This is a genomic window from Tetzosporium hominis (assembly GCF_002265435.1).
GTDB lineage: Bacteria > Bacillota > Bacilli > Bacillales_A > Planococcaceae > Chryseomicrobium > Chryseomicrobium hominis.
In genome coordinates this window covers 1-14,943 of the sequence record NZ_NOKQ01000315.1, presented here as the reverse complement: position 1 = coordinate 14,943, position 14,943 = coordinate 1, and the positions used below count along the sequence as shown (strand labels likewise).

The 14,943-nt window shown below is 32.0% G+C and carries 15 protein-coding genes; all 15 read right to left on the bottom strand.

Features of this window, described 5'->3' with window-relative positions; genetic code table 11:
- Positions 1 to 337 (bottom strand): IS66 family insertion sequence element accessory protein TnpB (gene tnpB, locus CF394_RS14065; RefSeq protein WP_106408213.1); only part of this gene is annotated, 337 nt, incomplete at its 3' end.
- Positions 334 to 639: an IS66 family insertion sequence element accessory protein TnpA gene (gene tnpA / locus CF394_RS14060; protein ID WP_094944451.1), complete on the bottom strand. Its 306-nt coding sequence runs from the start codon at positions 637 to 639 to the stop codon at positions 334 to 336. The genes tnpA and tnpB, both read right to left, overlap by 4 nt.
- 87 nt (positions 640 to 726) lie before the next feature.
- On the bottom strand, positions 727 to 1,746 hold the full coding sequence (locus CF394_RS14055) for a polysaccharide biosynthesis protein (RefSeq protein ID WP_094944450.1): 1,020 nt from the start codon (positions 1,744 to 1,746) through the stop codon (positions 727 to 729).
- A 30-nt stretch (positions 1,747 to 1,776) separates the two neighbouring features.
- Entirely contained in the window at positions 1,777 to 2,901 is a 1,125-nt protein-coding gene (gene wecB, locus CF394_RS14050; RefSeq protein WP_094944448.1) for a non-hydrolyzing UDP-N-acetylglucosamine 2-epimerase, read from the bottom strand.
- A gap of 1 nt (position 2,902) precedes the next feature.
- On the bottom strand, positions 2,903 to 4,003 hold the full coding sequence (locus CF394_RS14045) for a capsular polysaccharide biosynthesis protein CapF (protein WP_094944447.1): 1,101 nt from the start codon (positions 4,001 to 4,003) through the stop codon (positions 2,903 to 2,905).
- Between the two features lie 483 nt (positions 4,004 to 4,486).
- The gene (locus CF394_RS14040) at positions 4,487 to 5,773 is read right to left on the bottom strand and encodes a hypothetical protein (RefSeq protein ID WP_094944445.1); all 1,287 of its coding nucleotides are present in this window, start codon (positions 5,771 to 5,773) and stop codon (positions 4,487 to 4,489) included.
- Entirely contained in the window at positions 5,770 to 7,026 is a 1,257-nt protein-coding gene (locus CF394_RS14035) for a lipopolysaccharide biosynthesis protein (RefSeq protein WP_094944444.1), read from the bottom strand. Before CF394_RS14035 ends, CF394_RS14040 begins: the two co-directional genes overlap by 4 nt.
- Positions 7,027 to 7,040: 14 nt before the next feature.
- Positions 7,041 to 8,231 (bottom strand): glycosyltransferase, encoded by a 1,191-nt coding sequence (locus tag CF394_RS14030; protein ID WP_094944442.1) that lies wholly within the window; start codon positions 8,229 to 8,231, stop codon positions 7,041 to 7,043.
- 3 nt (positions 8,232 to 8,234) lie between these two features.
- Positions 8,235 to 9,329 carry a glycosyltransferase gene (locus CF394_RS14025; RefSeq protein ID WP_094944441.1) on the bottom strand — a complete coding sequence of 365 codons (1,095 nt, stop codon included), beginning with the start codon at positions 9,327 to 9,329 and terminating at the stop codon, positions 8,235 to 8,237.
- A gap of 138 nt (positions 9,330 to 9,467) precedes the next feature.
- Positions 9,468 to 10,622, bottom strand: coding sequence for a glycosyltransferase (locus CF394_RS14020; protein WP_165767575.1), 1,155 nt, complete (start codon positions 10,620 to 10,622; stop codon positions 9,468 to 9,470).
- Position 10,623: 1 nt separating this feature from the next.
- Positions 10,624 to 11,598 carry an SDR family oxidoreductase gene (locus tag CF394_RS14015; RefSeq protein ID WP_094944438.1) on the bottom strand — a complete coding sequence of 325 codons (975 nt, stop codon included), beginning with the start codon at positions 11,596 to 11,598 and terminating at the stop codon, positions 10,624 to 10,626.
- A gap of 2 nt (positions 11,599 to 11,600) precedes the next feature.
- Complete coding sequence (locus tag CF394_RS14010) at positions 11,601 to 12,917, bottom strand: nucleotide sugar dehydrogenase (RefSeq protein WP_094944436.1); 1,317 nt, start codon at positions 12,915 to 12,917, stop codon at positions 11,601 to 11,603.
- Positions 12,895 to 14,007, bottom strand: a complete 1,113-nt coding sequence (locus CF394_RS14005) for a glycosyltransferase family 4 protein (protein ID WP_094944434.1) — start codon at positions 14,005 to 14,007, stop codon at positions 12,895 to 12,897. The genes CF394_RS14010 and CF394_RS14005 overlap by 23 nt, the downstream gene beginning before the upstream one ends.
- 8 nt (positions 14,008 to 14,015) lie before the next feature.
- Entirely contained in the window at positions 14,016 to 14,651 is a 636-nt protein-coding gene (locus CF394_RS14000; RefSeq protein ID WP_094944433.1) for an acetyltransferase, read from the bottom strand.
- 1 nt (position 14,652) lies between these two features.
- On the bottom strand, positions 14,653 to 14,943 hold a 291-nt coding region (locus tag CF394_RS13995), incomplete at its 5' end, for a sugar transferase (protein ID WP_133079849.1).

The following is a 14,943-nucleotide window of genomic DNA, read 5'->3' as shown; positions in this document are numbered from 1 at the left end:
CAACGGAAGGATGTGCATCACGTTGGTCAAGTGGCAATCCATCCAGCAACCAGTTCAGTTGCCGGCTCGAGATAGATAGAGGCTGGACAGACCCGAGGTCTGGCCAATCGAACAGTCCTTTCTCCAGTCTACGATAGTAGAGCCAGAAGCCGTTGTGGTCCCAAAACAAGATTTTCAGTTTATCTTTTTTTCTGTTACAGAAGACGAACAAAGCCTTCGAAAATGGATCTAACTGAAAAAGTTCCTGGACGATGACAGCAAGTCCGTCAATCGATTTGCGAAGGTCTGTTGGACCCGCTGCTAGATAGACGCGCTCGACAGCGCGACCATTCATCATACCAAGCGCAGCGTCCGGATCACTTGTAATAGAAGTGTCTCATCGTAGCCACTCGTCACCTCGATATCAACTTGATTTATTCTCAAAGAAATTGAGTTTTCTTTTGGTTCTTCGACGACACAGGAGACCCAACTGGTCTCCTCAGTAGATTCTCGATTGATTGGGGACTGTTTTCGTAGCCAATATTTCATATTGTGAAGTGCAATACCACTTGTTTCACACCATTCGACCAGGGACAAACCACTAGCACGATATTCTTCGATCATCGCCAACCAATACGCTTCTTTCTCTTTTCTTTTCAAAGAAAAAACCTCCCAAATTTCATTTGTGGGAGGAGTATCTCATGAATTTTCTTCTATTAGAATGTGTGCACTATTTGACGCTTACAATTATTTCTTCCAGATCTCTAGCTCTCTCCGAACATACTCCAATTGTAACAATCTCTCTTTAACTTCTGGAATAGTCAAACGATGAGTATTATGTGAATTGTATTCATGCTCTGTAGATAATTGCTTATCACCTTCAACAAAATACTTATCGTAGTTCAGATCACGTTTATCAGCAGGTACTCGGTAGAAATCTCCCATGTCTTCAGCAACTACATGCTCTTCACGAGTTAATAAAGTTTCAAACACTTTTTCACCATGACGTGTCCCAATAACTCGAATTTTATTGTCTGCTTCAAACAATTCTTTAATAGCAATAGCTAAATCTCCAATAGTTGACGCAGGTGATTTTTGAACCATGATGTCTCCAGCTTTAGCATTTTGAAATGCAAAGACAACTAATTCAACGGCATCTGCTAAGCTCATTAAGAAACGAGTCATTCCTGGATCAGTTACAGTAAGATCTTGACCAGCTTTGATTTGCTCAATAAACAATGGAATTACTGACCCACGAGAAGCCATTACATTTCCGTAACGCGTTCCGCAAATAAGCGTTTTTTCAGGATCTACTTTATTTGCTTTAGCTACGAAAACCTTTTCCATCATCGCCTTAGAAATCCCCATAGCATTGATCGGATAAGCTGCTTTATCGGTAGATAGACATATCACTTTCTTAACCCCTTGTTCTACGGCTGCGTTCACAACATTGTCTGTTCCAATAACATTTGTTTGAACTGCCTCCATCGGGAAGAACTCACATGAAGGTACTTGCTTTAATGCTGCAGCATGAAAGATGTAGTCTACACCATACATTGCATTCACTAAGCTATCCTTGTTACGAACATCACCGATATAAAACTTTAATTTATCACTTTTATATATCTTCCGCATATCATCTTGTTTTTTCTCATCACGAGAAAAAATACGAATTTCTTTAATATCCGTATGTAAAAAACGTTCCATGACTGCATTACCGAATGAACCTGTCCCACCTGTAATTAACAATACTTTATCTTTAAACATGATTTCCCCCAATTTAATTAGCTCTCGCTTTTACTTCTTCCAGACAACACGGTTAATATAATCTGTATAGGATGTAATGATACGTACTACTTTTTCTCCGACATTCGGCATTGAATAATCGGCTACTTGACGAAGTGTATTTGGATTTTGACTTTCAAGAATTTCAAGCCCCTGTAAGATACGCTCTTTTTCAAGACCTACCATCATTACAGAAGCTTCTTCCATTGCCTCTGGACGCTCATGAGCTTCACGGATATTTAACGCGCGGAACTTAAGAATAGAAGACTCTTCACTGATTGTTCCACTATCACTCAAAACTGCTTTAGACTTGATTTGCAACTTGTTGTAATCAATAAATCCTAAAGGTTTAAGAGTTTGGACATTTGCATGAAAAGTAATGCTTTTGTCTTCTATCATTTTCTTTGTTCTTGGGTGTGTACTGATGATGACAGGATAGTCATACTTTTCAGCAATTGAATTTAATGTATCAACCAAGTTGAAGAAATTTTTTTCAGAACTAATGTTTTCTTCTCGGTGGGCAGAAACTAAGAAATACTTTCCTTCTTCTAGCTCTAAACGAGACAATACATCAGATTCTTCTATCTCTTTTTTACGACTATTTAGAACTTCAAACATCGGACTACCGGTCTTAATAATACGGTCTGCAGATAGTCCTTCACGCAGTAGATACTCTCTAGCAATATCAGAATATGTAAGGTTGATATCTGCTACATGGTCTACAATTTTGCGATTCGTCTCTTCTGGTACACGTTGGTCAAAGCAGCGATTTCCTGCTTCCATGTGAAAGATAGGAATTTGACGACGTTTCGCTGCAATTGCACATAGACAACTGTTTGTATCACCCAGCACTAAAAATGCATCTGGCTTCACTTCATCTAGAACTGGATCAATCCTAATTAAGATATTTCCTACAGTCTCCACAGCAGCACCAGTAGCTGCATTTAAGAAATAGTCCGGCTTTCTCAAATTAAAGTCTTCAAAAAATACTTCATTTAATTCATAATCATAATTTTGACCTGTATGAACTAAAATATGCTCAATTGCATTAGAATCTTCTAATTTATTGATAACTGCCGATAAACGGATTATTTCCGGACGCGTTCCTACAACAGTCATTACTTTTAATTTCTTCACATTAAACCTCCAAGAAATAAGTATCTGGATTTTCAGGATCGAATGGTTCATTTACCCACATAACTGTTACCATATCTGATTCTCCTAAATTTTCGATATTGTGTGTATAACCTACAGGAATATCTACAACTTCTAACTTCTCTCCACTTACAAAGTACTCGATTACCTTATCTTCATCCGGCTTACGGAATCTAATAACACCACTTCCACTCACCACTAAGAATTTTTCGTTTTTCGTATGATGCCAGTGGTTGCCTTTTGTAATTCCTGGTTTAGAAATGTTAATAGATACTTGTCCCCTATCCATAGTTTTGATGAACTCTGTAAAAGATCCTCTTTGATCAACATTCATTTTCAATTCATAGCTAAATTGGTCTTCTGGTAAAAAGCTTAAATATGTACTATATAATTTCTTCTCAAATGGATCATCTAATTTTGGAACACTTCTATTTTCACGTGAAGTTTTAAAAGAATAGATTAAATCGACAATTTCACCGAGCTTCTTTTTATGGACAACCGGCACCTCTCTATAAAGAGTGTCCATACCATCTAAACATTTAATGAATTCATTAACTACATCATCAATATAAACTAGAGTTAGTTCAACATTAGGGTCATTTACTTGAATAGGAAGATCTCGAGCAATATTATGGCAAAACGTTGCAATCGCACTATTGTAGTTTGGCTTGCTCCATTTACCGAATACGTTTGGTAAGCGATAAATAAGAGTTTTGGCTCCTGTTTCCTTATTATAATTTATTAGTAAATCCTCACTTGCTTTTTTACTAACACCATATTCATTATTTAATTTAGCCTGAGTAGAAGATGAGAGTAATATTGGGCATGTATTTTTGTATTTACTCAAAAATTTTAGAAGTGTGTTTGTGAATTCATAATTACCATCCATGAATTCTGAATGATCTTTTGGTCGATTTACTCCAGCAAGATGAAATACGAAATCTACTTCCTTACAAAATTTCTCTAATAACGCAGCATTAGTTTCTTTACTACACTCCAAAATTTCTCCGCAATTTTGATTTCTCAATTCTGCAATTAAATTTTTCGCTATAAATCCCTTAGCGCCAGTAACTAAAATTTTCAAATAAGATTCCAACTTTCCAAATTGTTGAATTTTTCAAAAACCAAGAACTTATTAATATTCTTATAGATATAAATTTTCATATTGTTAAATTTAAATCTAACTCCAACTAATTTCAATTTTTTCCAATAGAACAAATTTTAAGTAGTTGAAATAAAAATGTCAATCCGAACTCAGCAAAATATATATTTCTTGTTTGACTTATCCTCTACTTGTTAAATGTCTATTTTAAGCGGATTCCCATACAGTATATTAAAAGGTATTTTTTGACATTTCAATTAAAAGCATTGAATAATCATCACTAAAATTCTAATAAATAATTAGAAAAGATCTTCGCATCATGATATACCATTATTTAGATTTTTTTTATACAAATACGAATAATACAAAACATATAGAAAAACTATTAAATATCCCCTAACATTGAATTCATTCGTTTTGTGATGCTCATCTATAAGAGTCGCTTAAAGCTTATATATAATGAAACTAAAAAATATCTCTCTTTTTTTTCTCAAATTTCTTACTCATTTTATATAAAAATAATATTAATAAAAACGAGGATGCATTACTTAATGTTTGGAATAATTGATTATTAGCGGGTATCATTAACCAAAAAATAAAAAATTGTCCCAGTAGTAAATATCCATATGGATTATTTGTAAGTAAAGTTTTATTCCATATTAGTGCAAACTTATAAGAAACAAAACCCATTATTAATGGTATCATGAAAAAGGAAAAATCTGAGGCTAACCATGGATATATTGTTGACCATAAGCTTAAAGTTGGCCAACCATTCCAAAATTGGTTTCTTACTAAATAACTATTATTAAATGGATTTGCAATTCCAATAAAATCGGTTAAGTATGAAGTGATTCCCCAAAAAGTTGTAAATCCAAATGTAAATTCGAAAGGTAAGATAATTGCCTTTTCTAATCCTATATAACCATGAGAAATATAAAAAAGTATCGTTTTAAAACCTTCAAAAATACTCGAATTTTCATCAATCCTATTTCCTATAAAAAACAAAATTAATAAAACTGAAGTAAAAAGAAGTATCAAGGTAGTTATTTTTCTTTTTACACTATTCTTTTTTGCACTGTGATTATAGTTTCTCATTCTAACAATATTAATAATAATTGGTATACATGACATTAAAAGGCCCGCTATGGTGATCATTGCACCAATAAGTAATGCATGTATTAGATATATTAAACTTGTTATAAAAAACAAAATTTTATAGAGATTTTTTAATTCCTTCCAATATATTACTGATAAAACCAAATAGATATATTTCAATCCAGACAATAACGTTAGTAAAATTGAGACTGTAGATCCAAAACTTCTGCTTGAAGTATTATACTCAGTATTATTCCTTAAAAACTTCACATGTTCATATGCCTTACCAGGATTAAGAATAAATTTAATAATACTTTCAGTATCATAATAAAAAGCATTTATACTATTTATACTACTTATGATTGTAATAAGCATCGAGACTAAAATTAATTTCTCAATTTTCTTACTGAATTCCCAAACAAAAACTTTTGTTTTCGATACAGAAATTTTATTTTGTGCAAATAAATATCCAACAACTATAAATATATTTGTAATGGTCATAAAGAATAGTAATAAAATACTTTGGCTATCATTCAATAAGAGATGTAGCACATAAGTTCCAACTAAATAAAATATGATTATGGATAGAGGAAGATAATCAAATTTGAATTTATTAGTTTTTAAGTGCAATTTCGTATCAGCGTTATATAAGTTCAACTCTCCTCCCCCTTTTTATTAGTTATATCTAATTTTATAAAATGGAAATATATGTATATCATACTAAATGAATAAATAGATGAAGAAATTAGTTTTGAATAAATAAGTCCCCATATTCCATAACTGGGCACAAGAATTATTGCACACGTTAATTGGGCAATCCCGCTAATATAAGCCCCAATCTTCAGTTTATTTCCTAAGCCTTGGGACGATGAAAACTGATTAAAATAATCCCCTATCCCATGTATTAAAAATGTAATTGAACATATTATCATAAAATTTAAGGCTTCATTATAATCAGGATCGAAAAATATAGGAAAAAAAGTTTTTACACCAATATTTAAAATTACAAATCCTAATAATGAAATTAAAATAGTGCCCACTATATTTTTTTTTGACAATCTACCATTATTGGCATTTTCTTTAAATTTTATAGTAGCTAGAGCAAGTGGAATCATACTCAATGGAGCTGACATGCTTAAAGCTAACGAATACATTCCAAATATTGATTTGTTAATCATTCCACCTACAATTACTGTTAGCAGATCACCAACAAATACACCAGCAAGAGAACCTTTATAGAGTTGGAAACCGTTACTTTTATTCTCATTTAATAATTCACTTACATCATTTTTAAAGCTAGATGAAATCGTTAATCCTAATCTTAACCAAGTAATCAAATGTATAATAAAATATACAGTTCCATAGATAATTAAGGCTAATTCAAACTCAATTTTGTAGTCTAACTTCTTGAGAACAAAATATATAACTAGTAATATCACCTGTGGGAGAACAGTCTGAAAAACAATATCGGAGATTCGGTTACTACCTTTTAAAACTGTAATATACATTCGTTGTAAAATTATTGTAAAAACTAAAGGAATTGCAAAAAAAACTACGTCATCAACGTTTATTAAATATTTATTTAAAATTATTAATATTATCAAGGCTAGAATCGCATATACCACTGAAATAGCTACTGTAATAATAACTGTTGTACTCAATAGAGACTTTTCCTTTTTCACATCATTTATTGCAATTAATCTAGCCGCAGAAAAATGTATCCCTCCATTAATTAGGGCCGATGACATAATAATTATAGAAATTGCATATTTATAGTATCCGAAATTATCTTCATTCATTGCGTGGGTCATTAAAATATTTACCATAAAAGATATTATTACTACGGCATAATTTGATAACATTAACATGCTGAATTGAGTAATTGTTCTTTTAGATATCGAAACCTTCATAAAAAACCCTCATCCTAAAGTTGACATAAATCAAAAAAATTTTTAATCCGTTTAGTGTATACATCATAATTAAAATGTTCTTCTGCAGTTTTGACTGCGTTTTGAGACATCATTTTATATTCTGTATTTTGTATTAATAATGCTTTCCTGACTGTACTTGCAAAAGCATCAGAACTAAAATCACTTACTATTAGTCCATTAATACCGTCTTTTATATATAATCCTAAATCACTTGTAAGATTGGTTATGATCGGTACTCCAGCAGCTAAAGCTTCTGGCACTTTTGAAGGGAATCCAGCTTTTGAGTATCGCGAATAAGGTCTCATCAATATTAAAAAGTGTTCTTCTGATAGTTTTTTATCAATTTCAGCTTTAGGAAGTCTGTCTAATATTTCGAGTGAATCTTTTAAAGTATTAATATAATAATTAGACCTTGCAAATTGTTTCTTAAAATCGTTAATATTTTGTCCAACTAATGTGCATTTTATTTGTTTTAATTCCTCTTGAGAAAGCTCACACAATCCTTCCAACGCTACATCTAAATAATCCTTTTTAGCAGAAGTGCCTGCATAAAATAATTTTAAATTGGGTAGTAGTGGCAATTTGTGTTCTTGAAAACTATTAATATCTATTTGAGGAGGAATCACAATAGTATTACATAATTTTGCTTTAAAATAATTCTCTAAAAAAGTTGTTATACAAATTATATTTTTTGCTTTCGGTATTAAGATTCTAATTTTCATGTCATGTAATAGATATGCTAAACTAAACTTCCTAAATTTATATTGATCACTACTATGCCATTCAGTTACATCAACTACAGCTGGGATTTTAAAGTGCTTCTTAAGCATGTAATGTAAAATAAAACTATAATTTCTGTAAGTTGCATAAACAATTTCAGTTCTATTCAATTCATCTTTTGAAATTTTTTTTTCTATAATTTTATTAATATTATTTCGATTAATGACTCGTAAAATCCTACTTGAAGTTTTTCTTTCAAAGTTTCTATATTCTATTCCTTTATACATATATACTTTTTTCTTTTCATTATAATCAACTATTCTCTCAGATCCATTACAAAGTACTATAACTTTATATCCTGAATCTTGAAAACCAAGTGCTAATGATAATATCCTATTTGAGGTTGCTTCTCCAAAAGGAAATGGACTATAAGTAAACATAATTATTATTTTTTCTTTTTTCATAAACTAATACTTTTCCTTGTGTAATGTTTTATCATATAAATCTTTTAACATAGCATAAATTTTTTCTTGAGAGAATTTTTCATAAACATTTTTTTGGGCCATCATACTAAAATCTTCTCTTTCATCTTTATTTTTATATAGTCGATTAATAGCCGTAATTATCGCTTCACTGTCCCTTGGAGGTATCAGTAGACCATTTTCTTCATTAATTATGACTTCTTTATTTCCTCCTACTGATGTACTAACAATGGCTAAACCTACCGCACACGCTTCTAATAGAGCATTGGATAAATTTTCATGTAAAGTTGGAAATAAAAACACATCGCTTGCGATCATAATTTTCAAAACATCATTTCTCTTTCCTAATATATAGACTCTTTCATCTTCAATTTCTTTTCTTAGTTCATTCTTAAGGATAGTAGTATATGGGCCATCTCCAACAAAGAGAAAGACAATATTTTTATTCTTAATCTGTTTTACTGACTCTATCGCATATGATAAACCCTTATCATATGTCATTCTTCCAACATATGTAACAACCATAGATTTATCATTAATTCCAATTTCATTTCTAAAATCATTTTTTCTATGTTTTTCTTCATTAATTATTGGTACGGGATTATGAATCACTCCTGAAAAATTAGATTTTTCATTTAATCCAAATTTATTTGACATGTCATAACATACGGTATAAAATCTGCTACTTAATCTTATAGTTAATGGCTCAATAATTGTTTGATATAGGAGTTTTAAAAAAGGATGAAATCCAATAGCATCTACAGAACTACCATGCACTGTTGTTATAACTTTTTTACAACCAGCTATCCTAGCTGCCAACACAGCGTATAGTCCAGCAGATTGCAATCCTGAAATATGGATAATATCTGGATTAAAAGTCTTTATCTGAAATATCATTTTTTTTAAAAGTCTAATATTGAAAGTTTTACCAGGTCTTTCATCTTGAATTAAATTTCCGAAGTAATAATAATTTTTCAGCCACGAATTTTCGATTCTTTCCATAGAAACGTTTGGTCCACTAGTATTAGGTGGCAAAATATAATGAAGCATAACCTTGGGTTTATTTGTATCTTTTTCCAAACAATCTTTCCTCCCTTTTTGCGATGATTGACTTATATAGTTTATTTGATGAGGATTTTTAAGATCATACTTTCAAATTTACAATAATATATAAATTAAATTCTGAAAAATTCCAAATTGTGAGCTAAGGATTCATTATTATAAGTTTTCAAATAAATTTCGAAACTCATCTGTATAATTAATATAATTAAAAGTGTTATCATTAGTATTGCATTTCATTGATTTGATTTGAGAAGTAGTTAAATTTGAAATCACCTTGAAAACTTCTGATATATCCTCTTTTAATAAAAATCCATTTTCTCCATCTCTTAAGAAATCTCCAATATCACTACTATTATTGGTGATAACAGGAACCTTGCAACTCAAACTTTCAACGAATTTAGTAGGAAAACCAGCTTTTGTTAATCTGGTAGTATCTCTGAAAAAGATACTATAATCTGATAGTTTTAAAAATTCCAAACTTTCATTATGCGATATTCGCCCTAAAAATTTCACTCTATCTTCTAAATCATTTACTATGCGTAAATGTTCTGGATAATAATCAATATATTGTTCTTTTGTTATACCTACGATATTAAACTGATAATCCAGATATTCCTCTAACTTATAAAGAGCTTCGATTATAAGATTGATTTTATCTTTATTTTTACCAGGACTTCCGGAATAAATAAATTTTACTTTTTCACTTCCGACAATATTTAATGAATTGTTCCACTTTGTCTCAGTTAAATCAACCAATGGGGGAATTCTATAAACATTTTTGCAATCTTTATAATGATTTTCCAAATATTTACTTATAACAATTAAACCATCTAATTTTTTATGAACAACTCTCATTCGCAAAAATGAATCAAAGCCTTTGATTATTTTATATTTTATGTTCATACCTTTGGTACTGTACCACTCTGTACAATCTGCTATTATTTTTATATTATTTTTACTAGAAAATTTTTTTAGCCTATATAAGGAGATTGATGGAAAATTGTATGCAATTAATGCTTTGACATTAACATAGTTATTTACTATTTTTTTTATAGAACCAATATGACTTAAATACTGAATCCACTCTTTTATAGATCTTGGATAAGGAAGTGACCAACAGTCGAAACCTTGGACTTCCTGCTTTGTTTTCAAAGTGTTTGTATTATAGTCCAAGGATTTATCGATATCAACAAATACAACTCGGTAACCGAGTTGGCGCAGTGCCTTTCCATTACTTAGTACTCTGTGAGCAGCTGCATTTTTATCAGGTAATTCAAACCCTCCCAGATAAATAATCGTTCCTTTTTTCATATTATAAATTCTCCTTATACCAACTAATTGCTTCCTCAATTCCTTGCTCAAAACTCCACTCTGCATCATAACCAAAGTTCGTTTTAATTTTTGTAACATCTGCATTACTATGTTTAATATCGCCAACGCGGTCAGGTCCATAAATTGGTTGAATGTCTTTTCCTAATGCTTCATTTAAATAGTTATATATATCTATTAAACGCTCCTGACCACCAAAGGCTACATTGTAAGCTTGACCTCCCGCTTCACTATGTGCAAAACAAGCTTTAAGGTTTGCTTCAATCACATTTTCAATATAAGTAAAATCACGACTTTGATTTCCATCCCCATTAATTGTAGGCGCTTCGTCATTTATTAACATTTTAATAAACTTAGGAATAACAGCTGCATATGCACCTTCTGGATTTTGGCGCCGACCAAATACATTGAAATATCTTAAACCGTATGTATCTAAGTTATATAGTTTTTTATAAAGACGACCGTATTCCTCGTTTACTTTCTTAGTTAATGCATATGGAGATAGAACATTACCTTCTCTTCCTTCTTTTTTAGGTAAGGTAGGTTCGTCACCATATACTGATGAACTGGAAGCATAAACAAATTTTAGAACATCTTTTTGTTTTGCTGCTTCCATCATATTTAATGTACCTTTAATATTTACTTCTTCATAAAAAACTGGCATTTCGATGGATCTTGGAACACTTCCCCAAGCCGCTTGATGTAAAACATAATGAACTCCTTTGCAAACTTCCAAACAAGTCTCATAATTAGTGATATCACCTTCAATAAACTCAAAGAGCTCATGCCCCACAAATCCTCTAAGGTTTTCAATTCGTCCAGTAGATAGATTATCTAATCCACGAACCATTACTCCCATGTTTAATAATGCCTCTACTAAATTACTTCCTATAAAACCAGCAGCTCCAGTCACTAGAACTTTTGATCCTTCTGGGAATTCTAAATGTTTATATGCCATACTTATAATCTCCAATACGTGAAGCCAAATTCTTCAGCTTCAATTCTATTGTATATACCTTTAATGTCCATTAAGACTTTTTGTTTTAAGTGTTTTCCATAAATCTTTTCAATCGTCTCAAATTGAATTTCCTTAAATGCATTATGAGGAACAGCTGCAATAAGAGCGTCTAGATTTTGCAACTCTTGAAGTTCTACTAAATCGATTCCATATTCATGCATTAAATCATCACGATCTGCTTCAGGATCAGCTACCATCGTTTCAACACCATATTCAGCTAGTTCTTTAATGACATCAACCACTTTTGTATTTCGTACATCCGGACAGTTCTCTTTGAAAGTAACACCAAGAATACCAACTTTTGAACCATTGATTGGAATTCCAGCTTTGATCATCTGTTTAACAGTCGATTCTGCGACGTATTTCCCCATGTCATCATTAATTTTACGACCAGACAAAATAATTTCTGAGTGATACCCAATCTGTTCTGCCTTATATGTAAGGTAATATGGATCTACACCGATACAGTGACCTCCGACAAGACCAGGGCTGAACTTTAAAAAGTTCCACTTTGTACCCGCAGCATCAAGAACTGCTTTTGTATCAATGTTCATTTTATTAAAAATGATAGATAGTTCATTCATAAAAGCAATGTTAATATCCCGTTGTGCATTCTCGATAACTTTTGCAGCTTCAGCTACCTTAATACTTTCTGCACGATAAACCCCAGCATCAACTACTAGTTCATATACTTTTGCAATCGTATCTAGTGTCTCTTCATCCATGCCAGAAACAATCTTCACAATAGTCTCAAGTCGATGTTCTTTATCACCTGGATTGATACGTTCAGGTGAATACCCAACTTTGAAGTCAACACCGCACCTCAAACCCGAAACGTCCTCCAGAATCGGAACGCAAACATCTTCAGTTACACCTGGATATACAGTAGATTCGTAGACAACAATAGATCCTTTTGTAAGATTCTCTCCTAAAAGACGACTGGCCGATTGAATAGGCGTTAAGTCCGGCGTGTGATCATCTTTTACAGGTGTTGGGACTGCTACAATATGAAACTTAGCTTTCTTTAAATCTTTAGGATTTGACGTGAACTCAACAGTAGTAGTAGAGATAATTTCATTACCCACTTCTTTCGTTGGATCGACTCCTGATTTATATAGATTTACTTTTTCTTCACTGATATCAAACCCGATAACATTAATCCTTTTTGCGAATGCTACAGCTATTGGCATTCCTACATAACCTAAGCCAATTAACGAAATACTTTCTTTCTTATCTTTAATTTTTTGGTATAACCCCAATTCTTTCCCCTCCGAGGTGGCAGATTTCTTCTAAATATTTATTTATAACTATCTTTCGATCAAATTCATTTTCTACTAATTGTCTACTCATTTTTCCAAAAACGCTTTGTGTTTCAGGTGACAATTTTATAAATTTCTCGACGACAGAAAGGAATGCCTCTTTATCTTTTGGAGGAAATACAAAACCCGAAACATTATGTTTAATAATCTCTCTACATCCAGGAATATCAGATGCAATTAAAGGTCGTGCACATGCAGCCCCTTCTAACAATACGTTTGCTGTCCCTTCATGATAAGAAGGGAGAATTATAGCATTTGCCTTTTCAATAAATGGTTTCACATCGGCTTGTTGGCCATGATACGTTAATACATTATTTCGTGTAAGTTCATTAAGAAGATCCTCATAATCTTCATCACATCCACCAACTATATGAATATGTGCAGTGTGTTGATCCAGCTGACTCGCAGCATAAATGATTTCTTCAATTCCCTTATCTTTCATAACTCTACCAATGAATAAAAAATTGATCGGCTTCGTTTCCTCAGGATAAGGTAGTGGGATATACTCAATAAGATTTACTCCTGATCCAGGTAACAAAATTAACTTGTTCGACAGGTTTAACTTTTCTTTTAAAAACTTCAGATTATAGTTGTTTTGAAAAAAAATCGTTTTAGATTTTTTCAATCCTAATTTATAGAGAAAGAGAACGAATTTTTGTAATAACCCTTTATTTTCTATTGCTGTGCCTAAACCGGTTATATTTGTGAGGTACGGTGTTTTAGTAACTCTACAAGCCATTCCACCAAAAATATTTGGTTTTATAGTATAGGTTAGCACTACATCTGGTTTAATTTTTTTGATTAGTTGGATATAATTCTTCAATAAGAGTAAATCCTTAAATGGGTTAGTTCCTCTTCTATCAATAGGAGAGTCTATTACATTCACTTTTAAATTCTGTATTTTCTCTGTAAACTCATCTTCGGGGACAGAGACATATATCTCATTTTCTTGTGCTACTAGCTCCGATAATAATTCTTTTCTAAATTTATATAATCCCATTGAATTGTTTGTTAAAATTAATATTTTCATTTTATCTCCTAGTGAAACTTAATAGCTTTAGCAGGAGCACCAACAGCAGTACAATTTGCAGGTAAATCTTTAACTACAACTGCTCCAGCACCAACCACTGTATTTTCTCCAATACTTACACCCTGAATTATTGAGCTACTAGTCCCCATAGAAACACATTCACCGATAAGTGTTTCACCTGATACATTTACGCTTGGTAAAATCGTAGAATAATCACCTATTGTAGCATCATGACCAATCGTACAATCTAGATTAATAATTACATGCTTTCCAACTTTAATATTCGTTGTAAGTGTATTTTCTGCACAAATAATACTGCCTTCCCCAAATTCCACAGTTTGTGAGTATCGTACTAGCGGATCAATCAATACAGGAAACGTATTATTCGTACTTTCTAATTCAGATAATACTTTTTTCTTTATGACTGGGTCACCAATCGCACAAACTACATTAATGCTCTTATCCATTAACCAATCAGTGCCACCAAGTACTTTAACTCCATTCACTTCAGTACCTTGCACACTATGATTATCATCAATAAAACCTAAAAGGTTCCATGTATCTTCAACTTTATTTATCTCATCAATTAACCACGCTACTTCTCTTCCAAAACCACCTGATCCTATAATTACGATATCTTTCATTTTAATTGCCTCCAGTTCCTTTAAACGGTTCCATAGTCGCCGCCGTCTCCGAGTTAATCCCTTCCCGAAAAAACACTTTCTTAAGTGTCAGAAAAATAATCTTCCAATCGTTTAAAAAAGACACATTCTCCACATACTCCACATCTAACTCAAACTTCTCTTCCCAGCCAATTGCATTACGACCATTTACTTGAGCCCAACCAGATAAACCCGGTCGAACATTATGCCGTTTTTTTTGTCTTTTGTTATAGCCCAGTGGTAATATGTCAACCGAAAAAAATGAGTGAATTGG